We start from the raw sequence: 22,443 nt of genomic DNA, 5'->3' as shown, positions 1-22,443 counted from the left end.
CAGGCAATTCATCTTGCCTCATGATCCCGTTTTGGCGTAGCGGCACGCGTCCATGTTCGAGCCGAACGAAGTCCTCCAGGTCGCCAGCGGACGGGGCACCGTCTCGGCCGAGGGCACGGCGCCGGCCAAGGTGCGCTACAAGCTCGTCATCGAGCGCCGATCCGGCTCGGTGACCGCGTATGGGACGCTGATTGGAACTTATGCCGCGCTGCGTCCGATCTGGCTCGTGCCGGATTCGGTGCTGACCCTGAAGAATGGCCGCACCGTTGCCATCTCGATCACGGATCTCGTCGGCGACACTGCGGAGTTCGAGGCGACCGAGCCGGTTGCCCGCGTGTGAGTTCTGCCAGAGAACCGTCCTCTGACAGTGACGGATCGATTGCCTCACCCGTTGCGCCGGCCGGATCACGCCCTCCCCTTCCGGGCGCCCTTCGATTGGGCCCGGCTGACAGCTTTCCTCGCGGATCACGCGACGCCCGGCATCGAGACGGTCACGGCGGAGGCTTACGCCCGAACGGTCCGGACCGGCGATGACATCGTCATTCTACGGGTCGCACCCGCTGAGGATGAGACGGCCCTTCACGTTTGGCTCGATGCGCCACGAGGGGCTTCCGGTATTCGGGGAGCGATGCAGACGCGCCTTCGGACAATGTTCGACCTCGATGCCGATCCCGAATCCATCGCCGCTGGCCTGAGCCACGATCCCTTCATGGCCGAGCTCGTACAGCGGCGGCCGGGATTGCGGATTCCGGGTGCATTCGATCCGTTCGAACTCACGGTTCGGGCGATTCTGGGTCAGCAGGTCTCGGTCGCGGCGGCGACCCAACTGGCGGGGCGTCTCGTTTCCGCCTTCGGCACGCCACTCCCGGCCGCCATGGCCGTGGCCGGTCTGACGCATGTCTTTCCCGAGCCGGGCCAGCTCGTGGAGGCGGACATCTCGTTGAGGCTCAACATGCCGCGCGCCCGCGGACGGGCGATCCAATCGCTCGCCTCAGCCTTCCTTCATGCGCCCGACCTGTTCGCGATCGGGCTCGGCCTGGACGAGAGCGTCGCGCGGCTGACGGCGCTGCCCGGCATCGGCCCATGGACAGCCCACTACGTCGCCATGCGGGCGCTCGGTCAGGCCGATGCCTTTCCTCCGGGCGATATCGGGTTGATGCGGGCGCTCGATGGCGGCCAGGGTCGTCCGAGTCGGACCGCAATACTGGCCCGCTCGCAAGCCTGGCGGCCCTGGCGGGCCTACGCCGCGCTCCACCTCTGGGCGGAGGATGCGGAGAGGCGCGGCGCATCGCGTCAGGCGCTCCGATAGATCTTGTTTTCACAGTGAGTTAGCGGGCTCCTCCCGGGCTCGGAGGCCGGTCCGGCGCTGCGTGAATTAACGCGCTGTTTACCAAAAATCGGGCACATTCTGCCGAGCCCAGGAGGAGCCATGACCCGACGAGCCGGCCGGAGTTTCGACGTCCTCAGCGAGGCGCAGATCGTCGCCGGCCGCACCGCCGGTCGCCGCGTCGCCCCGCATTTGCTGGCCCCACCGGAAGCGCCCCGACCGATCGCGCAGCTCCTCGACACGATCCAGCACGTCGCCGAGGCGGCTACCGGCGAACGCAGCTTCCTGCACGTCCCGCCGACCGCACGACGCTGAACCCGATGTCATGGCGGCCCTCGTCTACACGCGACTGAAGGACCACCCGCGGGAAACTTACTTCGCCACGAGCGGTGCGCTCATCGTCGGGCGCATCGACTGCATCAGCGCCCGGCCCGGATCCGAGCAATGGTCCTGGGGCATGAACCTCGACATCGGCGGCCTGCCCTTCCGGCGCGGCGGCGTCGCCGAGGACCGCGCGGGCGCGATCACCGCGCTCAATGAGGCCTGGGGCGACTGGAAGACCTGGGCGGGCCTGCGCGATCTCGATGCCGTCGAACCGTGAGGGTCAGGCGGTCGGCGATGCTTGCCCGAGCGTCAGGAGCACGATCTCCGGGGGGACTCCGAACCGCACCGCTACCTTGCTGACGCCGAGACCGCCCGAAACGATCAGGTGACGCCCATCCTCCACGACGTGGCCGTAAGCGTAGCGCTCCCGCGATGATCCGAGGAGGGCGGGCGAGATCCCGAACATGCGGATCTGCCCACCATGGGTGTGACCCGACAGCGTCAGGGATACCCGGCGCGGCACCTTCGGGAAAATGTCGGGCTCGTGCGCCATCAACAGGACGGGCGCGTCGTCGGTGACTCGGGCCAAGGTTCCCGGAATGTCGGCAAGGCTGCGAGGATCACCAAGGGGCAGGAAGGGCTCCTGGTCGCCCAGACCGGCAAGCCAGAACGGGTGCCCGTCCTTCGTGAGCCGTCGCGCGTCGTTGTCCAGTACCGGGATGCCCCGCGCCTCCAGCAGCCGATGCGATTCGACCGGCCCACGCCGCGCGACCATCGCCGCCCGGTCATCCCACCAATCGTGGTTGCCGAGCACCGCGTAAGTGCCCAACGGCGATTTCAGGCCATCGAACAACCGGACGAGATCGGGCAGCGGCACCTTGTGCCATGCGACCGTGCGGGATGCCGGATAATCACCGAGCAGTAGGACGAGATCGGGAGCGAGGGCATTGGTCGCGTCCACGATCTCGGCCACCCGGCCGAGCGGCATCCACGGCTCGCAGACATGGATGTCCGCGATCACCGCCACGCGGAGGGTCAGTCCCGGGGTCCAGCCCGGCGGCGTCAGCGAATAGGGGGTAACCACGAGCCGGAAACGCGGCTCGATCGCGAAAGCGTAGGCGCCCGTCGATGCGCCGAGGCCGAGCACCGAAGCGCCCAAACCTGTCAGGACCTGCCTGCGTGTGGGGAGGATGAGCATGCCGCCAGAGCTATCGCTCCGGCGGCCACGTCAAGTCCCAGCCCCTTATTCTACGGGTTCGTCCTCGTGGACGAACCGAAACTTCTGCCGGGCGGCGGCTTCCGCGCGGGCCGACGCGGTGGCGGCAGCATTGACCTGCATGGCGGCGGCGAGCGCCGGCAGGGCGACGGGACGGAAGCTCTCGCGATCCTCGGACACCGACACGCGGGCGGCACTGCCCGGCTGTATCGCGAACGTCGAGGTGCGGCTGGGGGCGTACATGGATCCTGTCCTGGTTCGGTGGCGGGACGACCCGGCGGGGCGTTTCGGTTCGATCTCCGTCCGGCTTGGGGCCGGACGCCGCCCACTCAACAATCGCTTGATGGCGAGATTGCGAAGTCGGCTATGCCACATTGATCGAACCGTTCACCTGAACGGAAGCTTAAGGTTTCCGATAAGGCTGCTTTTCGGGCACGATGCCGAAATGAGCAGCCTCGATGCCACACGTTTTCCGCTCACCGATACTGCTGTGCAACATCCCGTATCTTGCAGCGCATTCAGCAAAGATGTGTTGGATGAGAAGGCTGCTTCGCCCGTACTCTCCGCCAGCCCGCGTATTCAAAATTCATCATCTCAGACTGCCGGCATCGGCTCGAGCCCTTCCTGAGCGATCCAGGCCGCGGTGCGGTCGAGGGCGCGGCGCAACCGCTCGAACAGCGTGTCGATCTCATCGCGTTCGATGACGAGCGGCGGGCAGACCGCGACACGGTCACCCATCAGGAAGCGAACGATCAGTCCTTCGTCTTGGGCGAAGGCGACACACCGGGCCGCGACCCCGGCCTTGGGCGGGTATTGTCGTTTGTCGACCTTGTCGGCGACGAGTTCGACACCCCCGATCAGGCCGAGTCCCCGCGCCTCGCCGACGAGGGGATGATCGGCCAATTCCGAGAGCCGCGCCTGGAAATGCGGCGCCTTCTCCGCCGCGCGCTCGACGATGCGATCGCGCCGGTAGATGTGGAGGGCGCGGTTCGCCACCGCACAGGCGACCGGATGACCCGAATAGGTCGTGCCGTGGCCGAAGCCGCCGAGCTTGGCGCTCTCGTCCAGCATCGCGCGATAGAGCGGTTCGTCGATGCTGATGCCGCCGAGCGGCAGATAGCCGGAGGTCAGCGCCTTGGCGAAGGACAGGGTATGGGGGCGGATGCCGAGCGCTTCGGAGCCGAACCATGTACCGAGGCGACCGAAGCCGCAGATCACCTCGTCGGCGATGAGCCGCACGTCGTAGCGGTCCAACACCGGCTGAATCGCCGCGAAATATCCGGCCGGCGGCACGATCGCACCACCCGCTCCCATCACCGGCTCGACGAAGAATGCCGCGACCGTCTCCGGATCCTCGGCGAGGATCTGCGCCTCCAGTTCGGCCGCAAGGCGCTCGGAATAGGCCTGCTCGCTCTCGCCGGGCTCGGCGCCGCGATAATGATGCGGACAGGCGGCGTGGAGGAAGCCGGGGATCGGCAGATCCCAGTCGGCGTGATTGGCTGGCAACCCGGTCAGCGACGCGGTGGCGACCGTGACGCCGTGATAGCCCTTGCGGCGGCCGATGATCTTCTTCTTCCGCGGACGCCCGAGGGCATTGTTCATGTACCAGAGAAGCTTGATCTGCGCATCGTTGGCCTCCGACCCCGACGACGTGAAGAAGATCTTCGAAGTCGGGACCGGCATCAATTCCTTGAGCGTCTCGGCCAGCTCGATCGCCGGATCGTGGCTGCGACCGGAGAAGAGATGGGCGAAGGGGAGCTTGCCCATCTGCTCGGACGCCGCCTCGACCAGCTCCTCGTTGCCGTAGCCGAGCGCGGTGCACCACAGCCCGGCCATGCCTTCGAGATAGGGTCGCCCATCGGAATCGTAGACCCAGACGCCGTGTCCGCGCTCCAATACCAGCGGGCCCGTCTCTCGGAAGGTGGAGAGGTTGGTGTAGGGATGGATCAGGGTCTCGACGTCGCGGGCGGCGATGTTCGACAGCATGGCGGCGGATCATCGGCTTCGCCGACGGGAATGGCCGGCACACCGCCACACTAACGACCGCAATCCTGCGCAGGAAGGCATTGCACCCGCGCAGGCCGCCCGGAACGTTTCGCCGATGCTCGATCCCGCCACCGTCATCGCCAAGCCCGCCCCGGGCCGCGCATGCGGCCCGTGCACCCTGTGCTGCAAGGTCTACGAGGTGCCGGCGGTGGAAAGTCCCGCCGGGCGCTGGTGCAAGCACCTGAAGGCGGGCAGCGGTTGCGGTATCCACGCGCAACGGCCCGACCATTGCCGTGCCTTCCACTGCCTCTGGATGACGGAGCAGTGGATGGGTCCGGAATGGCGTCCGGATCGGGCCAAGATGGTGCTGAGCCTGGACCCCGTCACCCGCTTCATGAATGTGCAGGTCGATCCGGGGCAGGCCAATTCCTGGAAGCGGGCGCCCTATCACGATCAGCTTCGGCGGTGGGCGGCGGCGTCCCTACCACTTCAGCGCTATGTGCTGGTCCACACTGGCGCTGTCACGACGGTAGTGCTGCCGGATCGGGACGTGCCGCTGGGGTCGTTCGGCCCCGGAGATCGACTGGTGGCCCGCGAGCGCATGACGCCGGCCGGACTCACGGCGGATGTCGAGAAGGTGCGCGGCTCCGCCTGAGCCGCTCAGGCCATGCAGCGGCCCGGCACCATGCGACGGGCCTCCGGCCCCGCGAGCGAACTGATCGGCGTCTCGCATCCCTCGCGCGTCAGACGACGCGGCTTGACCGGGATCTCCTCCACCGCGCGGGTCGGTGCCACCGGCTGGAGCTGGTGGACCGGGCGGGGCGCCGTGGCGACGTGGATCGGGCTGATGGCGGTGTTGTAAGGACGCAGGCCCGGCAGGGGCGAAGCGACCGGCGCTTCGAGAGCGATGCGAGGCGCCGGAGCGGGCGCGGCCATGGCATCGGCGCCGTAGCGAACGAGCGGCAACGTGAGCAGGGTCAGGATCGCAGCAGGACCAGTCACGCAGAGAACGAAGCCGGGCCGAAGCATCTTTGCGATCTCCGAGGGGAGCTTGACAGGATATCGGCACAACGCGGCAGCGAGTTGGCTGGTTCCTTCACTGTGCCGCTCCGATGCAGAACAGTATTACCTGCGCTTTGGTCCGCGTGATTCGGCGCTGCGGCACCGCGGAGAGGCCATTCGGGACGTTGCAGAAATGCCTCGCGCCCGAAAAAAGCGGGCCGTTCCGAAGCCAAAAACGGAACCCTGACCGGGGCCGGTCGTTAGGCTCTCAACCCGGCCATCTGGTCCTCCCCGCATTCCCCTTGTGCATCGGCCGGAACCTTTCAGCGGGTCGGACAATGGTCCGGCCCGTTTTTTCTTGGCCAATCCACCGAGACTTGCTGCGCATCGCGAATATGATCGCGCTCGGTCGAGCGGATCTTGCCGCCTCACGCGCGGCGGCCTTGTCGCTCCTGCGGCATCAGCAGATAGATATCCATGATCCAGCCGTGCCGCTCTCGGGCCTCGGCGCGCATGACACGGATGCTTTCCGCCACGTCGCCGATACGCCCGGTCGATAGAAGCTCGTCCGGCGTTCCGAGATACGCGCCCCAGTAGATCACGAGATCGGGATCGAGTTCGTCGAAGGTGGGATCACCGTCCAGCATCACGACCGTCGCGCCGGTAACGGCTCCGCCTTCGTCGCGCAGCCGCCGCCCGGTGGTGATCTGTACGGGCTCGCCGATGCGGTGGAGCGGGATGCGGTGACTCGCGGCGAGTGCCTGCACGGAGGTGATTCCGGGCACCACCGACACCGTGAAGGCGACGCGTCCGCGCGCGCTCACGCGCTCCAAGATTCGCAGCGTGCTGTCGTAGAGCGCGGGATCACCCCAGACTAGGAAGGCGCCGGTCTGGTCCTCGCCCAGATGGGTCGCGATCATGTCCTCGTAGAGCGCCGCCCGCGCCGCGTGCCAGTCATCGACGGCAGCGCCGTAATCGGTCGGTCGGCGGTCGCGCTCGGGATCGGGCGCCTCGACGAAGCGGCAACTGGGCCGCTCGGCGTAGAGCTGACAGATCGTCCGGCGCACGGCGTTGAGGCCGGCTTTGGCCTCGCCCTTGTCCAGCGCGAAAACGACGTCGGTCGCGTTGAGGGCACGGATGCCCTGAATGGTCAGGTGCTCCGGATTGCCGGTACCGATGCCGATGACTTGGATGGTTCGCACGACCGCGTCCTACACGGAGACATCCCGTCCCCGGAAAGGCCCCCTCAGAACGGGAGCGATGGAAGCGGCTTCTTAACGGATTTGCCCTAAGAAGGGAGTGCGCGACGTGAGGCTTCAGCCGAACAGGGCGGTCAGGCAGGTGCCGAAGAGGGTGACGAAAGACATCGTCGCCATGAACTTGATGTCTTCGATGCGCTGGCTCATCGCTTATCTCCGTCGGCGGGCCCGCTCGGCCGCCACAACCGTTAAGTAACTCCTAATCTGTTTCGCCGGGATGGCGCGGTGCGTTTCGTCACCGTAACTCACGCAATCCAACGCTCCAGCGGGCGAAACGTCCTTAACAGAGACTTAACAACCCCATGACTGGTCAATCTCCGTTCCGGGACTGCTGAACGCGCACGGAGGACGTGGGTTGCATCCGGATGCTGCACTCCGTGCGCGCGACACGTTTCTTTGACGACGCAGCGACGCGCTCGTGATCCGTGCCGGATTTTCATCCCGCCCAGCCCGTCGGACCGTGACAGCACGAAACGACGACCACGGCGTCACGGCTTCCGTCGCAGTCCTCACAAGATCGGACCTTCCGTGATCGGTCGCATTCCACGCACCGTCATCATCACCCTCGGCACGGGCGACGATCTGCCTCCGTTCTGCATCCTGGGTCAGGCGCTGGTGGAACGTGGCCACGAGGTCCGCGTCGTCACCACGCGCGATCCGCACGGGCGCATCCGGGCGTCCGGACTGGAGGCGATCGAGGCGGGGGACGGCTTTCGACAGGTACTGGACGATCCGCGCTTCGAACTCATCCGCCGGACCGAGCCCGCCGCCCTGCTCGCGAATCTGCCGCTGCTCGGTGCCTTGCGCCGCGCGCTCCAGGACCGTCTCACGGCGCTGATCGAGACGAGTCTCATCGAGATGCGCGGCGCGGACATCGTCGTGTTCGATCCGCTGGCCTTCTTCGTCGGGCCGCTCGCCCGCGAGGCCGGCTTGCCCGCCGTACGGGTGATGCGCCATCCCATGCTGCCGACCCGGACCATGTCGGCCGCCCTGTTCGGCGGCCATGATCGCGGCCGGATCGAGAACCGCCTCAGCTACGAGGCCTTCCGCCTCCTGTCGTGGTTCGGGCGACGCTCCTTCGCCGAGATCCGTCGGCGCCACGGCGGTCACTCATCCGCGAGCGCCTTCGGCAACCCGATGACGGCCGATCTCGCCGGTCTGCATCACGTCGCCGCCTGGAGCCCCGTGCTGAGCCCCGATCCCGGCGACTGGCCCGTACCCGTCCTCATGACCGGGTTCTGGCAGGCGTCGCCCCATCCGGATGCGCGGCTACCGGACCCGATCGAGGCCTTCCTCGCCGCCGGACCGCCGCCGATCTACGTCGATCTCCGGCCGATGGGTTGGGGTGCCGAGAGCCGCCGCGCGGTCATCGAATCGGCCCTTGAGCGCTGGGGCGGGCGGGCGATCCTGAGGACCGCACCGGGAGAATTCACTCCTCCCCTGCGCCCATCGCCGAACCTAGCCTGGAGCGAGGCGATCGATCCCCCGCTGTTGCTCCCCCGCACCGCCGCTGCGGTGCATCACGGCGATCCCTCGACCCTGGCGGCGGCCCTGCAGACCGGGCGCCCGAGCGTGATCCTTCCGCAATGGGGTGATCAGGTCTTCTGGGGCCGGCGCGTCGCAGGCCTCGGCGCGAGCGAGGTGCCCGTTCCCTTGCGGCAGGTCGGCGCCGAGGATCTCGCCGGGCGGATTTCCCGCGCTGTGTCCGATCCGGGCTTGGCGGAGGCCGCGGCAGCAGTCGCTCAGCGCTTGGCCGGAGACCCCGGCGTGAGCCTCGCCGCCGCGCGGATCGACGCCCTCGCCCGCGCGCAACTCCGGGATCGACCGATCCCTGCCGCCTGAAACGACGTGGGCAGGATCCCGAACCGTTTCCTTGACGCACTTCCCCCGGCTCGGGAAAAGCGGCGGCGACTATGGATGGGTGGGGAGAGGGCGATGATGACGCTTCCGAGATGCGCGGCGCTCTGCCTGTTCGGCCTGTTCGTCGATCCGGCCCTGGCCGCTCCCTGCACGCCGCCGGCTCCGCCCCCCGCCGAGGCGCGCCCCGAGAAGCCCAAGCGTCCGGACAAACCCGCTTGCCTCGATGCCAAGGGGGGATGCCCCGGCTGGGAAGCCTATACCTACAACGATGCCGTGAAGGCCTATAATGCCCAGGCTCAGGCGTTCCGGCCGCTCGCGGAGGCCTATCTGCAACGGCTGAACGCCTATGTGAAGGCGAGTTCCGACTACGCGCAGTGCGAGGTCAAGGCACTCCAGCCGTAGCGATTTCGCCGTCGCGACCTAGGGGTCCCGTGAAAGGGTTACGCCTATGAGCGTCCAGGGCAAGCCCGGCATGAATGTCGACGCGTTCCTGGCCTGAGCCGAGGGACAGCCGGGACGCCATGAGCTCCTCGACGGGGAGGTCGTGGCGAAGTCGCCGGAGCGTGTTCGGCACGCGGAAATCAAGTTCGCCGTGCAATTGGCGCTGAGGTCTGCGGCACGGGTCGGCGACCTCCCGTGCCGCATGTTGCCCGACGGTTTGTCCGTTAGGATCGATGACGGAACGGTCTTCGAGCCGGATGCGCTCGTGTATTGCGGTGAACCTCTCGATCCCGACGCGATTGCCGTCCCCGCGCCGTTGATCGTCGTCGAAGTTCTGTCGCCCCGCACGAAGGGGATCGACAACGGAATCAAGCTCGACGGCTATTTTCGTCTGCCGAGCGTGATGCATTACCTGATCGTCGATCCCAAGCGGCGCACGATCACCCATCACCGCCGCGCCGCCGATGACTTGATCGAGACCCGGATCGCCGCCGGCGGAATGGTGGATCTCGACCCGCCGGGCCTGGGCCTGCCCCTAGCCACCCTGTTCGACGGTTAATCGCGCGCCGCGAAGGCGAGTGCCGTTGCCCGCAGAACCTCGGACGCCTGCTCGATCTCGGTCTCGCTCACATCGAGATGGGTGGTGGCGCGGATATGATGGGTGCCGAGCGCCCGCACGCGCACACCCTCTTCGAGACAGGCAGCGGCGAACGCGGCGGCCGTGATTCCAAGGCCCTCGACCGAGAAGTAGAGGATATTCGACTGCCCCGCCGTCGGATCGAAACCGAGGCCCGGCAGGTCGGCGACGGCGCGATGGAGCCGAGCCGCGTTGGCATTGTCCTGCGCGAGCCGATCCAGGTGGTGATCGAGGGCGTAGAGCCCGGCAGCCGCGAGCACGCCCGACTGGCGCATGGCGCCCCCGAGCCGGTACTTCCACTGCCACGCCGCCTCGACGAAGGCGGAAGACCCGCACAGAACCGCACCGACCGGGCAGCCCAGACCCTTGCTGAGGTCGATCCAGGCGCTGTCGAAGCCGCGAGCGTAGTCGGCCGCCGGGATGCCGGTGGCGGCGACGGCGTTGAGGAGACGTGCCCCGTCGATATGCGCCACCAGCCCGCGCGCCTGCGCGACGTCGCGGATGCGGCGCATCTCGGCGAGATCCCAGACCGTGCCGCCGGAGAAACTGGTGGTTTGCTCGATCGAGACGAGCGACGAACGCGGTGCCGTGCGCTGCGGCGCGCGGATCGCGGCCGCGACAGCCTCGGCCGTGAACAGCCCGACCCGCGTCGGGAGGGCGCGCACCGAGACGCCGCCGAGGGTCGCCGCGCCCGCGGCCTCGGTGTTGTAGATGTGGGACTGGTCGTCGACGATGATCTCGTCGCCCCGGCGCGTATGAACCAGGATCGAGGCGAGGTTGCACATCGTCCCGGATGGCATGAACACCCCAGCTTCCAGTCCCAGCATCGCTGCCACGCGCTCGCACAGCGCGTTGGTGCTCGGGTCCGAGCCCGATTGTTCGTCACCGACCTCGGCCCGCGCCATGGCCTCGCGCATGCCCGGCGTCGGCCGGGTCTGGGTATCGCTGAACAGGTCGATCATCGGAAATCTGTGTCTCGGCACCGGGTGCAGGAGGCCTCGGAACGATATTGCATGAAAAATACAAACCGTGCCAAGCTCGTTCTCAGGCATGGTTCAAGATGGTCGACCAAGTTTTCAACCGGCTCACGAAGTCGGGAGGTGGGCACTGCCTCGACATCGGACGAGCCTATCCTTAGACCTTGAGACGGGATGTCTCGCTTCAAGAATGATTTGACTGCTCGATGAATAGAATTGAGCCCAGTATCGGGATCAGCCGTCGATACCTCCACGACGAGGTGGCGGATCGCATGCGCGAATTGATCAATGACGGCGAGCTGGAGCCACGCGCGCGAGTCAACGAGAGCGAATTGACAGAGCGATTTGGCATCTCGCGCACGCCCCTCCGCGAGGCGATCAAGATCCTCGCCACCGAAGGCTTGCTGGAGTTGCTTCCGAACAGGGGCGCACGCGTCGCCAGCATCTCGCGCACCGAACTGGAAGAGATGATCGAGATCGTCGCCGGCCTGGAAGCCACCGCTTGCGACATCGCGTGCCGGGTCATCAGCGATGCGGAGATCGAGGCGATCGGCGTGAAGCACGACGCGATGATCGAGGCCTGGAAAGCCCGTGACGAGGCGCCCTATTTCCGGCTCAACCGCGAGATCCACGAAGCGATCATGCTGGCGAGCCGCAACACCAAGCTGCGCAGCCTCTATATCGGCCTCACCGGCCGCATCCAGCGCACGCGCTACACCGCTCATCAGACGGACGAACAATGGTCCCAGGCCGTCGATGAGCACGAGCAGATGATCCGGTATCTGCGCGCCCGCGACGGAGACGCGCTCGCCGCCGTGATGCGCCACCACATCCGCTCGAAGAAGCCGGTGATCGCGGCGATGTACGGCGAGGAGGACGGTTGAAAGACCGTTCGACCGCCCTCACCGCCCCTTGAATGAAGGCGGACGCTTGGACAGGAACGCGTCCATTCCCTCGCGAAAATCCTCGCTGGTGTAGCAGAGCACGATCAGATCGTCGCCCGATGCAGCCGGCCCCTCCCCGGCCTGCTCAGAGAGCCGGCGCAGCCCCTCTTTCGTCGCCTGTAGCGTGAGCGGGGCATGGCTCGCGAGCAACGTGGCGAGTTCGCTGGCGCGGGCCTGTACGGCGGCGGCATCGGCCACCACCTCGTTGGCGAAGCCGATCGCCCGCGCCTCCTCAGCGCCGACGAGGCGGGCAGTGAACAGGATATCCTTGACCCGCGGCGCTCCGATCAGACCCGACAGCCGCCGCAGGGTCGATTGCGACAGGCAATTTCCCAGCGTCCGCGCGATCGGGATACCGAAACGGGCGTCCTGCGAGGCGATCCGCATGTCGCAGGCGGCGGCGATGGCCATGCCGCCGCCGGTACACGCACCCGCCACCGCGGCGATCGTCGGCACGCGCAGCCGCTCCAGGCTGCCCAGGACCCGATCCATGAAGCGCTCATAGCCGAGCGCTTCCTCAGCCGTGCGGAAATCACGGAACTGGCCGATATCGGTCCCGGCCGCGAAGGCCTTATCGCCCGCGCCGGTGAGGATCACCGCCTTGACCGAGCGGTCGGACTCGATCCGCCCGCAGAGATCGACCAACCCCTCATACATCGCGAAGGTCAGCGCATTGCGCGCCTGCGGCCGATTGAGGGTGATGCGGGCGATCCCGGCGTCGTCGATCGAGAACAGGAGTTCATCGGTCGGTGCGGCCTCGGCGGCGATGCTCATCGAACAGCTCCTGAAACGTCCGGTCATTTAGAGGACGATGATCCTGCCGCATCGTCTCCTGGCCCCCGCGAGCGCCGAGCGGTGATCATCCGACGGGTGCGTGGAACGGGGGTCAACGATCCTTCCCCCGCGACCCGACATGATCGGTCAGACCCTCGTCTCGCCCACGATACCCCGGGCGATCAAGTCGTCGATTTCCGCCGCAGCGTAACCCGCGTCGGCCAGGATCGCACGGCTGTGCTCGCCGAGCAGCGGGGCCGGTCCGTGCACGCGGCCGGGGGTCTCGGAAAATTTGACCGGCAAACCGAGCGTCTCCATCCGGCCCGCGCGGGCGTGATCGACCGCGACCACCATCTCCCGCGCCCGCGCCTGAGGGTCCGTCTGCATCGCCAGCACGTCGAGCACCGGCCCGGCGGGCACGCCCCCCGCTTCCAAGCGTGCCAGCCAGTCGGCGGAGGTGGCGTGCCGAAAATACGGCGCCAGCGCCGCAGCCAGAGCCGTGCGGTTCTCCATCCGATCGCGATTGGCCGAGAAACGCGGATCGTCGGCCAGATGCTCGGCACCCAACACCGTCAGCAACCGCAGCCAATTGGTCTGGTTGGCGGCGCCGATGGTGATCCAGCCGTCGGCCGTCTCGAAGGCTTCGTAGGGAGCGTTGAGGGGATGGGCCGAGCCCATCGGTCCCGGTGCCGCGCCGGTGGCCATGGCGATGGCCGATTGCCAGTAGGTCAGGGTGATGCCGGCCTCGAACAGGGAGGTGTCGACCACCTGGCCCTGCCCCGTCTTGAGGCGATGCACATAGGCCGCGAGCACGCCCATCGCCGCGAGGATGCCGGCGGTGATGTCGGTGACCGGGGGGCCGCACTTCATCGGCGGGCGACCGGGCCCCTCACCGGTGACGCTCATGAGACCACTCATGCCCTGCGCCACGAGATCGAACCCCGGCCGCTCGGCATAGGGTCCGGACCGGCCGAACCCCGAGAGCGAACAATAGATCAAGGCCGGGAATTCGGCTTTGAGTACATCGTAACCGAGGCCCAGCCGCTCCATCGTCCCGGCCCGGTAGTTCTCGATGAGGACATCGGCATCCGCCAGCAGACGCCGCAGCACGGCCTTTCCGTCCGGGCTCTTGAGGTCGAGGCTGAGTCCGCGCTTGCCGCGATTCATCATCATGTAGGCGGCGCTCTCGCCGGCTAAGGCGGGAGGAACCGAGCGTCGCGTGTCGTCGCCGCCGTCGATTTTCTCGACCTTGATCACCTCGGCTCCCATGTCGCCGAGCATCAGTCCGCAGACCGGCCCGGCCATGATGTGAGCGAGTTCGACGACGCGGAGACCGGTCAGCGGTCCCGAGCGATGCGGATGATCCATCGCGCGCCTCAGCCTGTCCGATCAGCAACGTGCACAGGAACGGCCGAATCCGCCTCTCGCCCCAGGCTCTGGTCCATCTCGGATCCTCCCATGCACGGCGACCGGTGGCGCTCGCGCTGCCCGCAACGCTCCGGGCAGATGAATTATGAATTGAGTTTATGAAGCGGGTCGTCCGGTCGCAACCTGGTTTGCATGCGATGCGCCGCGTCAGGCTCGCCCCCAGGACTCCGTTCTCCATACCGAAGCGACGGTGGTGATGGAGGGGAACGCCGTGCACCTGCAAACGGTTGACGCTGCGAGCGTGACTGTAAGATGCCGGTGAGAGCCGGGCGACGAGGAGACGACGAATGTACGGGGTGAGAGGGGCGTTCGGCCTCGCGGTCCTCATCGGAGGCTTCGTTTCCGCCCATACGGCCGAGGCCGGATGCACCCGCCAGATCATCAATCGATCCGGCTACACGGCCCTCGTCAGCCGCGACGGCGGTCCCTGGGTCGCGGTGCGCCCGCACCGTTCACAGGCGATCCGCTTCCACCAATCCGGCCGGATCGATGTGGCGCTCACCTGCGGCCCGGCGGCGGGGCCGGAAAATGCGGCCTTCCGGGCGAGCTACGGCACCGTGGCGGTCATCGACCGATGCTACATTCAATTCGGTGACGGCTTCTTCGAAGAGCAGCTCGGCGGCGGCTTCATCGGCCGGAAGGACACCGCGCCGCTCGCTCTCAACAACCCCCGGCAGGGCGATCTCGTGGTCGGCCCGGCCGCCGGTGCCTGCATCGCGGAACGAAGCGCCATCACGGCCCGCTACTGAGCAGCGGATCGAAACGGTCTGAACCCTGTGGCGCGTCCCCGTCGGAGGCGCCCTCTTCGAGTAGACAGCTGGGGGAGCGGCGCTCGCAGGCCCGCATTCGCCTTCGGCGCGGCGGCATGGTAACCCGCCGGCCCGTCGTCACGAACGACGCGTCGAGAAGAGATCCATGCGTTCGATCCTTCCCATCGCCGGAGCCATCGCCCTCGCCATGACCGCAGCCGCCTCCGCCCAGCCCGTCACCCTGCCTTCGGGCCTCTCCTATGTCGACGAAGTCGTCGGCACCGGCCCCGAGCCGCAGACCGGTCAGCAGGTCACGGTGCACTATACCGGCTGGCTCGATGCCGGCGGCGGCAAGCAGGGCAAAAAGTTCGACTCCTCCCGCGATCGCGGCCAGCCCTTCAGCTTCAAGATCGGCGCGGGCCAGGTGATCCGCGGCTGGGACGAGGGCGTTGCCACCATGAAGGCCGGCGGTCGTCGCATCCTGACGATCCCGCCGGAGCTGGGCTACGGCGCCCGCGGCGCGGGTGGGGTCATCCCGCCGAACGCCACATTGATCTTCGACGTCGAGCTGATCGGCTCGCGCTAAACCGGTTCGTCCGCCCGTTTCAGGGCGAGCCTCATCAGGATCACCGGATCCGGGGTGAGGCTCGCGCGTGGCGGGCGGTGCCCGACCCGATCGGTTTGCGCCTACGCCGCCCGGGCGTAGGGGCAGGTAGAGATGGCCGTGCGGGCGCGTTCCAGCGCTGCCCGCAATTCGGGGACGCGTTTGCGTCCGTCCTGTCCCGTCGCGCGTCCTTCCAGCTCACGGCATAGGTTCGACAGCTCGGTGAAGCCGAGCTGACCACTGAGCGAGATCAGGACATGCGCCTCGGCGGCAAAGGACGCCGCTTCGATGTCCGGCTCGCAGAGTAGGGCGATGCGGCGTTCGATCTCGCGCATGGCCACGGCGAGGAGGTCCCTGATCCGATCGAGGCCGACGACGCCCGCCATCATCTCGAGCATGTCCTCGTCGAGCACGGGACCGTCGATCTCCGCCGGCTCGCCCTGCGGGCGGCACAATCGATCGATCGTCACGAACAGGTCTGGCCAATGCACCGGCTTGGCCACGTGCGCATCGGTGCCGGCGGATCGGCAGCGCTCGATCTCCTGGCTCATGGCATTGGCGGTCAGCGCGATGATCGGCGTGCGGACGCGCGCCTCGGTCCGCTCCAGTGCCCGGATCGCCGCAGTGGCCTCCAGCCCGTCCATTTCGGGCATCTGCACATCCATCAGGATCACGTCGAAACCCGTACCGGCCTGAACGGCGGCGAGGGCCGCGCGACCGTTCTCGACCAGGGTCACGGTGTGCCCCTTCCGTTCGAGAACCGTCGTGAGGATTTCCTGATTGATGCGGTTGTCCTCGGCGAGCAGGATATGCCGGACACGCGGCGATGCCCCGAGTAGCTCCATCTGCCCTGATGGCGTCCGCTCCGGCTGGGTCAGCGGCAAGGCCAGCGAGAACCAGAAGGTCGAGCCCTCGCCGATCCGGCTCTCCACGCCGATCTCGCCGCCCATCAAGGCCACCAGCCGCTTGCAGATCGCGAGACCGAGACCGGTGCCGCCGAAGCGTCGCGCCATCGAACCGTCGGCCTGGCTGAAGCGCTCGAACAGGGATGGGATCGCCTCCTCGGCGATGCCGATACCGGTATCGGTCACCGCGATCCGCACGCGCACGACACCGTCTTCCATGGCTTGGCGCGTGACGGCGATGAGAACGCGTCCCTCCTGGGTGAACTTGACCGCGTTCGTGGCGAGGTTGAGCAGGATCTGGCGGATCCGGGTCGGGTCACCCTTGAGCCAGTCCGGAACATCCGGGGCGATCGACACGGTGATCGCGAGATCCTTGGCACGGGCGGCCTCGGCGGCGAGACGGCGACAGCTCTCGACGAGATCGGAGAGACTGAAGGAGACGTTCTCGACGGACAATTCGCCGGCCTCGATCTTCGAGAAGTCGAGGATGTCGTTGACGATGGTCAGGAGCGAGCGGCTGGATTCCTGGGCGAGTCCGACGAGGCGGCGCTGGGCCGGCGTGAGGCTGGGATCGCTCTGCAGGAGATCGTGGGTGCCGAGCATGCCGGCGAGCGGCGTGCGCAGCTCGTGGCTCATATTGGCCAGGAACTCGGCCTTGATGCGCGCGCCTGCCTCCGCCTCGGCCTTGGCCTGTTCGAGATGACGGGCCTGTTCCTGCCGCTCGGTGACGTCGCGGATGGCCGTGACGATCCGAACGTCCCCGGCATCGCCGGCCACGAGGCGGAAGGCCGCCTCGGTCCAGACGTAATGCCCCGCCTTGTGGCGCAAGCGGTAGACGACCTTCGCGTGGGGGCGCTCATTGGTCAGGCCGGCCGTGGCGGCGAAGGCCTTCTCGAGGTCGTCCGGATGGACCCATTTCCGCATGGTCATCTTGTGCGCCTCCTCGACGGTCCAGCCGAGGATCGTGGTGACGGCCGGCGAGTAGTAGCTGCGCCGCCCATCGGCATGACCGAGCACGATCAGGTCCGAGGCATTGTCGGCGAGGAGCCGGTAGCGGTCCTCGCTCTCGCGGCGGGCTTGGTCGGCCCGGCGCCGTTCGTCGATGTTGCGCACGGAAGCCACGAAGCCGCCGGAACGACCGTCGGGCAGGCTCAGGGTCTTGAGCGACGTCTCGACCCAGATCCAGCGTTCCTCGCTATGGAGCAGGCGGCTGACGCTGACGGCGCGGTCCCCTTGGCCGGAGGCGAGATCGGCCAGGATCCCGGCGAACTCGCCCTGATCGTCGGGGTGGATCAGGCTGGCGAAGGCGCTCCCCGTCAGCGCTTCCGGTTCGCGACCGAGCAGATCGCGAATGGCCGGCGACACGTAGAGGCAGATCCCCGCTGGATCGACCTGAACCACCATGTCGGTGGCGGCATCCGCGAGCATGCGGTAGCGCGCCTCGCTCGACACCACCGAGGCATCGGCCCGGACGCGCTGAGAGATGTCGGAGAACACGCCGAACAGCCCGACGACGGTCGGCTCCCCGTCCTCCCCCGCCCCGCCCAGCACGCAGATGCCGCGTGCCTGGACATGGCGAATATCCCCGTCCGACCGCACAAGCCGTAGGGTGAACTCGAAGCTGCCGCGCCGCTCGATGGCATTCGCCACCATGGCGGCGACGATCTCGCGATCCTCTGGGTGATAGGCAGCGATGCCATCCTCGAGGGTCGGGCGGAACGTCGCCGGATCGCGACCGTGGATGCGGTAGACCTCGTCGGACCAGCGCAGGCGACCGCTCACCACGTCGAGATGCCAGTGACCGACCTGCGCCATCTGCTCGGCCAGGAGCAGGAGGCGATTGGCATCGAGGGCCGCGGTCTCGGCCGCGCGCAGATGCGTGATGTCGCGCGCGCCCGCGAAGACGCGGGAAATCTGCCCGTCCGGCCCCCGCAGGGGCACGTGCACGACCTCGAAGATGCGTCCGCCCGCTTCCTCACCCTCCCGCAGCTCGAAGGCCTGCGGCTGGCCCCTCTCGATGGTCGCGCGAAGGTCGGCCGTCACTTGATCGTACAGGCTCGGCGGCAGGACCTCGCTCAAGGCCCGACCCTTGAGATCGCTCGCTTGTCCGCCGAGCATGCCCGCGGCCCGGCCGTTCAGGGTCTCGAGGGTGATGCTGTCATCCGTCCCGATCCGGTGGACGAAGAGCGCATCGGTCGCGTGATCGAACAGGGCACGGAACAGGGATTCGGCCTCGGCGGTCTGGGCTTCCACGGCCCGAATCCGACGCTCGCGCCGCTCCAGGCCGATGCCGAGGCCGATCAGGGCGAGCACCGAGACCCCGAGGGCCGTCGCCTCGATCAGGGCTTCCTGACGCCAGCGGGCGACGAGCCCGTCGAGACTCGCACCCACCGCGACGATCAGCGAAGGGTATGGGGCGAGGCGCTCGTAGCCGGTCAGCCGCCATACGCGGTCGACGGCACCGGGCAGTTCGAACGAGTGGGAGGTTCCGGTTCCCGCCACGAGCGCCCGGAAGAAGTCAGTCTCGGCAAAATCGCGATCGATCGAGTCGATTGCGGGCCGGCGTACGAGCAGGCGCCCGTCGTCGCGCCACAGGGCGATGGCGCTCTGCGCGTCGAGCCGGACGCCGTCGTAGACCCCCTGGAGGATCGCGGGATCGAAAGCGGCCAGGACGATGCCGCCGAAACTGCCGTCCGGCCGGTTGAATCGTCGCGAAAGCGGGATGATGGATCCGGCTCGGGGACGATCCGGACGCGGCGTACCGATGTGAAGCTCGGCGCCAGGATGCTCGCGGTGCCAACGGATGTCGTCCCGACCGGCCTCGGGTGTGCGACGCGTCCCCTCCGGATCGCGCGAATCGGCGAGCCAATGCCCCTCGGCGTCGAGGACGGCGAAGGAGCGGACATGCCCCGACGTCGCCCCGCGACGGCGGATGAAGTTCGCCAAAGCGGGCGCATCATCGGCGGCCGCCCGCTCCGCCATGCCGGCGAGCGTCTGATCGATGCCGTCGATGAGGCCGGTGGCGTGCTGGGCGAGCGATCGGCTGAGATTGGCGACGTCGTCCCGCGCGCCGCTCATCGCCGCGTCCCAGGCCCGCGAGACGTGCCATAGACCGATCACGACGATGAGGATGGCGCAGCCGAAAGCCGTGACCGCCCCCGGACCGAGACGGAGAAAGCGGGAGCGCTGGCGCAGGTTCTGGCGCACGACTCGGTCGGCCTTTCGTGAGGGCGGCCACCTCGGGGCAGCCGGCATCGCGACAAGAATGCCGAATCAGTATCCGGCACCGCGTAATCTCTACCAGACCGGACAAATAATGGTTAACAGGGCAATGAGCAGGTCGAACGTTTTGTCATCCTACCGATAAAGGCTGGAAGACACTTGATAAATCGACGTGACCCGAGGGCCTAAGCCGCCGCGCGCGCCCTCGGCGGCACCGAGAAGCGCACCGGCGATCCGCTCCGCATCAGATCAGGCGCCGCTCACGGGCGAGCGCCAGCAGGTCGCGCTGCGGGCGGGCGCCGATATGCTCGATCACTTCCGCCGCCGCGAGGGTGCCGAGGCGCGCACTCGCCACGTAATCGAGGCCGCGCGCGTGACCGGCCAGGAAGCCCGCAGCGAACAGATCGCCCGCGCCCGTCGTGTCGACGACTTCGCGCACGGGCGAAGCCTCCACCGGGCGAACCTCGCCGCCGCGCACGACCAGGGCACCGTCGGCCGAGCGGGTGACGAGACCAAGCAGATGCTTGCCATGTCCGCCGCGCTCGTCGCGCAGAGCCGCCACGGCCTTGTCCGGGTCGTCCGTGGAGTAGAGGCTCTGCAGCTCGCCGATATTGGCGAACAGGATGTCGATGCTGCCCTCGTGGATCAGGCCGAGGAACTCATCGCGGTAGCGATCGACGCAGAAGGCGTCGGAGAGCGTGAGGGCCACGGCATTGCCGGCTCCGTGGGCGATGCCCACCGCCTTGCGGAACGCGTCCTTGGCGGCCGGCGGATCCCACAGATAGCCTTCGAGATAGGTGACGCGGGCGGCGCGGACCGCGGCCTCGTCCACGTCGTCCGATGACAGCTTCTGGCAGGCGCCGAGATAGGTGTTCATGGTGCGCTCGCCGTCCGGCGTCACCAGGATGAAGCAGCGGGCGGTGGCCGGGCCGTCCCCCGCCGGAACGGTCTCGAACCCGACGCCGGTGGCCTTGAGGTCGTGGCTGAACAGGCGACCGAGCTCGTCATCGCGGACCTTGCCAACGAAACCGGTGTTGGCGCCGAGCAGGGCCGCGCCGACGGCGGTGTTGGCGCCGGAGCCGCCGGAGACGACGGTGGCCGGGCCCATCACCGAGAACAGGGCCTCCGCCCGCTCTTCGTCGATCAGCTGCATCGCGCCCTTGGCCACGCCCTGATCCGCCAGGAAGGCGTCGTCGGCATGGGCGATGAGATCGACGATGGCATTGCCAAGGACGAGGAGATCGAGGGGCTGCGACATCGGTCTGTCCTGTCTCGCGGGTCAGCGTATCCCGCGCCTGTCGCACCGCCCTCACGGGGCGTCAAGCAAAGCTGCGGTGAGGCGTGTGAGGCGCTTTCTCGATCGGATCGGTCGACGTCCGGATTGCGAAGAGCTTCCAACATCGCGAAGCGTCGCGTCCGATCGACCGTCACGATCGGTGGGGGCGGAGCCAGGGCCCGCCCCCATTGGATGCGGTCAGCCCGCCGCCTGCGCGCTCTCGGGCTTGTTTTCCCGCATCAGCTTCACGAAGCGCTCGAACAGGTAATGGCTGTCGCGGGGGCCGGGCGAAGCCTCCGGGTGGTGCTGCACCGAGAAGGCGGGCCGGTCGGTCAGCGAGAGGCCGCAATTCGATCCGTCGAACAGCGAGACGTGGGTCTCGACCGCCGTTTCCGGCAGGCTCTTCGGATCCACCGCGAAGCCGTGGTTCATCGACACGATCTCGACCTTGCCGGTGGTGTGGTCCTTCACCGGATGGTTCGCGCCGTGATGGCCCTGCCCCATCTTCACGGTGCGGCCACCGAGCGCGAGCCCCATCAGCTGGTGGCCGAGGCAGATGCCGAAGGTCGGCACCCGCTCGTCGAGAAGCTGGCGGATCACCGGCACGGCATATTCACCGGTCGCGGCCGGATCGCCGGGACCGTTGGAGAGGAACACGCCGTCCGGCTTCATCGCCATGATCTCTTCGGCGCTGGTCGTGGCCGGAACCACCGTCACGTCGCAGCCGGCCTCGGCGAGAAGCCGCAGGATGTTGCGCTTCACGCCGTAGTCGATCGCCACGACCTTGAGGCCCTGCCCCGCCGCGCGGGAGCCGTAGCCGCCCTTCACCGCCCAGACGGTCTGGGTCCAGGCGGTGGCCTCGCGGGAGGTCACCGGCGGCACGAGGTCGAGTCCCTCCATCGGGGCGAGCGCGGCGGCCCGCGCCTTCAGGGCCTCGCGGTCGAACCGGCCTTGCGGGTCGTTGGCGATGACGGCGTTCGGCATGCCGTGGTCGCGGATCAGCGCGGTCAGCGCCCTCGTGTCGACCCCGGTGATGCCGACGATGCCGCGCGCCTTGAGCCAGCCGTCGAGATGGGAGGAGGATCGCCAGTTCGAGGGCTTCGTGACCGCCGAGGCGATCACCGCACCGCGCACGCCGGAGGCCGGTGCCTGATCGAGGCTCTCAAGATCCTCGTCGTTGGTGCCGACATTGCCGATATGCGGGAAGGTGAAGGTGACGATCTGTCCGGCATAGGACGGATCGGTCAGGATCTCCTGATAGCCCGTCATGGCGGTGTTGAAGCAGACCTCGCCGTCGGCGACGCCCGTCTGCCCGATGCCGAAGCCTTCCAGCACGGTGCCGTCGGCGAGCACGAGCAGCGCCGTGGCCAGCGGCTCGGCCCAGGGCTCAGGAATCTTCGGCTCGGGGGTGTTGCGCGCGGGATCGGCGCGCAGGGTCGCGGGTTCGTCTTGCAGCATGGGTCCGATCCGGCTTATGTCCGCCGCCTCGCGCGGCCCGTCGTCAGGGCCGCG

21 protein-coding genes and 1 pseudogene are annotated in these 22,443 nt (G+C 67.8%); 11 read left to right on the top strand and 11 right to left on the bottom strand.

What is annotated here, in order from left to right; all coding sequences use genetic code 11:
• Positions 1-52: 52 nt before the first annotated feature.
• The 4 genes from OWC43_RS01945 (at position 53) to OWC43_RS01930 (ending at position 1,928) form a co-directional block, all read left to right on the top strand.
• The gene (locus tag OWC43_RS01945; protein WP_393955493.1) at positions 53-340 is read left to right on the top strand and encodes a hypothetical protein; all 288 of its coding nucleotides are present in this window, start codon (positions 53-55) and stop codon (positions 338-340) included.
• A gap of 21 nt (positions 341-361) precedes the next feature.
• Complete coding sequence (locus OWC43_RS01940) at positions 362-1,309, top strand: DNA-3-methyladenine glycosylase family protein (RefSeq protein WP_393958470.1); 948 nt, start codon at positions 362-364, stop codon at positions 1,307-1,309.
• 120 nt (positions 1,310-1,429) lie between these two features.
• The gene (locus OWC43_RS01935; protein WP_137829321.1) at positions 1,430-1,642 is read left to right on the top strand and encodes a hypothetical protein; all 213 of its coding nucleotides are present in this window, start codon (positions 1,430-1,432) and stop codon (positions 1,640-1,642) included.
• 10 nt (positions 1,643-1,652) lie between these two features.
• Positions 1,653-1,928, top strand: coding sequence for a hypothetical protein (locus tag OWC43_RS01930; RefSeq protein ID WP_393955492.1), 276 nt, complete (start codon positions 1,653-1,655; stop codon positions 1,926-1,928).
• Between the two features lie 3 nt (positions 1,929-1,931).
• Here the strand turns inward: OWC43_RS01930 and OWC43_RS01925 are convergent, their stop codons facing one another.
• From OWC43_RS01925 to OWC43_RS01915, 3 genes are all read right to left on the bottom strand, one after another.
• The gene (locus OWC43_RS01925) at positions 1,932-2,849 is read right to left on the bottom strand and encodes a metallophosphoesterase (protein WP_393955491.1); all 918 of its coding nucleotides are present in this window, start codon (positions 2,847-2,849) and stop codon (positions 1,932-1,934) included.
• Positions 2,850-2,894: 45 nt separating this feature from the next.
• Entirely contained in the window at positions 2,895-3,110 is a 216-nt protein-coding gene (locus tag OWC43_RS01920) for a hypothetical protein (protein ID WP_137829324.1), read from the bottom strand.
• A gap of 351 nt (positions 3,111-3,461) precedes the next feature.
• The gene (locus OWC43_RS01915) at positions 3,462-4,853 is read right to left on the bottom strand and encodes an aminotransferase (protein ID WP_393955490.1); all 1,392 of its coding nucleotides are present in this window, start codon (positions 4,851-4,853) and stop codon (positions 3,462-3,464) included.
• Positions 4,854-4,968: 115 nt separating this feature from the next.
• Here OWC43_RS01915 and OWC43_RS01910 point away from each other — a divergent pair, with 115 nt between their 5' ends.
• Positions 4,969-5,508 carry a hypothetical protein gene (locus OWC43_RS01910; protein WP_393955489.1) on the top strand — a complete coding sequence of 180 codons (540 nt, stop codon included), beginning with the start codon at positions 4,969-4,971 and terminating at the stop codon, positions 5,506-5,508.
• A gap of 5 nt (positions 5,509-5,513) precedes the next feature.
• On the opposite strand, the gene OWC43_RS01905 is transcribed toward OWC43_RS01910, so the two are convergent.
• A complete protein-coding gene (locus OWC43_RS01905; RefSeq protein WP_393955488.1) occupies positions 5,514-5,882 on the bottom strand; it encodes a hypothetical protein in 369 nt (122 codons plus the stop codon).
• A 401-nt stretch (positions 5,883-6,283) separates the two neighbouring features.
• Positions 6,284-7,057, bottom strand: a complete 774-nt coding sequence (gene cobF, locus OWC43_RS01900) for a precorrin-6A synthase (deacetylating) (protein ID WP_393955487.1) — start codon at positions 7,055-7,057, stop codon at positions 6,284-6,286.
• A gap of 585 nt (positions 7,058-7,642) precedes the next feature.
• Here cobF and OWC43_RS01895 point away from each other — a divergent pair.
• The 3 genes and pseudogenes from OWC43_RS01895 to OWC43_RS01885 all read left to right on the top strand — a co-directional run bounded on the left by OWC43_RS01895 (position 7,643) and on the right by OWC43_RS01885 (position 9,974).
• On the top strand, positions 7,643-8,956 hold the full coding sequence (locus tag OWC43_RS01895; RefSeq protein ID WP_393955486.1) for a glycosyltransferase: 1,314 nt from the start codon (positions 7,643-7,645) through the stop codon (positions 8,954-8,956).
• A gap of 96 nt (positions 8,957-9,052) precedes the next feature.
• Positions 9,053-9,376, top strand: coding sequence for a hypothetical protein (locus OWC43_RS01890; RefSeq protein ID WP_393955485.1), 324 nt, complete (start codon positions 9,053-9,055; stop codon positions 9,374-9,376).
• Between the two features lie 46 nt (positions 9,377-9,422).
• Positions 9,423-9,974, top strand: a pseudogene (locus tag OWC43_RS01885) (Uma2 family endonuclease).
• On the opposite strand, the gene OWC43_RS01880 reads toward OWC43_RS01885, so the two are convergent.
• A complete protein-coding gene (locus OWC43_RS01880; RefSeq protein ID WP_393955484.1) occupies positions 9,971-11,014 on the bottom strand; it encodes a threonine aldolase family protein in 1,044 nt (347 codons plus the stop codon). The pseudogene OWC43_RS01885 and the gene OWC43_RS01880 sit on opposite strands and share 4 nt — an antisense overlap.
• Before the next feature lie 221 nt (positions 11,015-11,235).
• Between OWC43_RS01880 and OWC43_RS01875 the strand changes: the two genes are divergently transcribed.
• Positions 11,236-11,913: a GntR family transcriptional regulator gene (locus OWC43_RS01875; protein ID WP_137829333.1), complete on the top strand. Its 678-nt coding sequence runs from the start codon at positions 11,236-11,238 to the stop codon at positions 11,911-11,913.
• A gap of 18 nt (positions 11,914-11,931) precedes the next feature.
• On the opposite strand, the gene OWC43_RS01870 is transcribed toward OWC43_RS01875, so the two are convergent.
• Positions 11,932-12,747, bottom strand: coding sequence for an enoyl-CoA hydratase/isomerase family protein (locus tag OWC43_RS01870; RefSeq protein WP_393955483.1), 816 nt, complete (start codon positions 12,745-12,747; stop codon positions 11,932-11,934).
• Between the two features lie 147 nt (positions 12,748-12,894).
• Positions 12,895-14,115 carry a CaiB/BaiF CoA transferase family protein gene (locus tag OWC43_RS01865; protein WP_393955482.1) on the bottom strand — a complete coding sequence of 407 codons (1,221 nt, stop codon included), beginning with the start codon at positions 14,113-14,115 and terminating at the stop codon, positions 12,895-12,897.
• A 347-nt stretch (positions 14,116-14,462) separates the two neighbouring features.
• On the opposite strand from OWC43_RS01865, the gene OWC43_RS01860 reads away from it, so the two are divergent.
• Together OWC43_RS01860 and OWC43_RS01855 are read left to right on the top strand one after the other, a co-directional pair.
• Entirely contained in the window at positions 14,463-14,924 is a 462-nt protein-coding gene (locus OWC43_RS01860; protein WP_137829336.1) for a hypothetical protein, read from the top strand.
• A 166-nt stretch (positions 14,925-15,090) separates the two neighbouring features.
• Positions 15,091-15,510: an FKBP-type peptidyl-prolyl cis-trans isomerase gene (locus OWC43_RS01855; protein ID WP_137829337.1), complete on the top strand. Its 420-nt coding sequence runs from the start codon at positions 15,091-15,093 to the stop codon at positions 15,508-15,510.
• 101 nt (positions 15,511-15,611) lie between these two features.
• Here OWC43_RS01855 and OWC43_RS01850 read toward each other — a convergent pair whose 3' ends face one another.
• The 3 genes from OWC43_RS01850 to carA form a co-directional block, all read right to left on the bottom strand.
• On the bottom strand, positions 15,612-19,640 hold the full coding sequence (locus tag OWC43_RS01850; RefSeq protein WP_393955481.1) for a PAS domain S-box protein: 4,029 nt from the start codon (positions 19,638-19,640) through the stop codon (positions 15,612-15,614).
• 259 nt (positions 19,641-19,899) lie between these two features.
• On the bottom strand, positions 19,900-20,913 hold the full coding sequence (locus OWC43_RS01845; RefSeq protein ID WP_393955480.1) for an adenosine kinase: 1,014 nt from the start codon (positions 20,911-20,913) through the stop codon (positions 19,900-19,902).
• A 216-nt stretch (positions 20,914-21,129) separates the two neighbouring features.
• Positions 21,130-22,389 (bottom strand): glutamine-hydrolyzing carbamoyl-phosphate synthase small subunit, encoded by a 1,260-nt coding sequence (gene carA, locus OWC43_RS01840; RefSeq protein WP_393955479.1) that lies wholly within the window; start codon positions 22,387-22,389, stop codon positions 21,130-21,132.
• Positions 22,390-22,443 lie beyond the last annotated feature (54 nt).

Source organism: Methylorubrum sp. POS3 (assembly GCF_043352485.1).
In the GTDB taxonomy this organism is placed as follows: Bacteria; Pseudomonadota; Alphaproteobacteria; order Rhizobiales; family Beijerinckiaceae; genus Methylobacterium; species Methylobacterium suomiense.
This window is presented reverse-complemented; position numbering and strand designations above follow the sequence as displayed.

Excerpts from the sequence above, each read along its gene's own strand:
- OWC43_RS01945 (WP_393955493.1), top strand. The coding sequence starts at position 53 with ATGTTCGAGCCGAACGAAGTCCTCCAGGTCGCCAGCGGACGGGGCACC.
- OWC43_RS01935 (WP_137829321.1), top strand. The coding sequence starts at position 1,430 with ATGACCCGACGAGCCGGCCGGAGTTTCGACGTCCTCAGCGAGGCGCAG.
- OWC43_RS01930 (WP_393955492.1), top strand. The coding sequence starts at position 1,653 with ATGGCGGCCCTCGTCTACACGCGACTGAAGGACCACCCGCGGGAAACT.
- OWC43_RS01925 (WP_393955491.1), bottom strand. The coding sequence starts at position 2,849 with ATGCTCATCCTCCCCACACGCAGGCAGGTCCTGACAGGTTTGGGCGCT.
- OWC43_RS01920 (WP_137829324.1), bottom strand. The coding sequence starts at position 3,110 with ATGTACGCCCCCAGCCGCACCTCGACGTTCGCGATACAGCCGGGCAGT.
- OWC43_RS01915 (WP_393955490.1), bottom strand. The coding sequence starts at position 4,853 with ATGCTGTCGAACATCGCCGCCCGCGACGTCGAGACCCTGATCCATCCC.
- OWC43_RS01910 (WP_393955489.1), top strand. The coding sequence starts at position 4,969 with ATGCTCGATCCCGCCACCGTCATCGCCAAGCCCGCCCCGGGCCGCGCA.
- OWC43_RS01905 (WP_393955488.1), bottom strand. The coding sequence starts at position 5,882 with ATGCTTCGGCCCGGCTTCGTTCTCTGCGTGACTGGTCCTGCTGCGATC.
- OWC43_RS01890 (WP_393955485.1), top strand. The coding sequence starts at position 9,053 with ATGACGCTTCCGAGATGCGCGGCGCTCTGCCTGTTCGGCCTGTTCGTC.
- OWC43_RS01880 (WP_393955484.1), bottom strand. The coding sequence starts at position 11,014 with ATGATCGACCTGTTCAGCGATACCCAGACCCGGCCGACGCCGGGCATG.
- OWC43_RS01875 (WP_137829333.1), top strand. The coding sequence starts at position 11,236 with ATGAATAGAATTGAGCCCAGTATCGGGATCAGCCGTCGATACCTCCAC.
- OWC43_RS01870 (WP_393955483.1), bottom strand. The coding sequence starts at position 12,747 with ATGAGCATCGCCGCCGAGGCCGCACCGACCGATGAACTCCTGTTCTCG.
- OWC43_RS01865 (WP_393955482.1), bottom strand. The coding sequence starts at position 14,115 with ATGGATCATCCGCATCGCTCGGGACCGCTGACCGGTCTCCGCGTCGTC.
- OWC43_RS01860 (WP_137829336.1), top strand. The coding sequence starts at position 14,463 with ATGTACGGGGTGAGAGGGGCGTTCGGCCTCGCGGTCCTCATCGGAGGC.
- OWC43_RS01855 (WP_137829337.1), top strand. The coding sequence starts at position 15,091 with ATGCGTTCGATCCTTCCCATCGCCGGAGCCATCGCCCTCGCCATGACC.
- OWC43_RS01845 (WP_393955480.1), bottom strand. The coding sequence starts at position 20,913 with ATGTCGCAGCCCCTCGATCTCCTCGTCCTTGGCAATGCCATCGTCGAT.
- carA (WP_393955479.1), bottom strand. The coding sequence starts at position 22,389 with ATGCTGCAAGACGAACCCGCGACCCTGCGCGCCGATCCCGCGCGCAAC.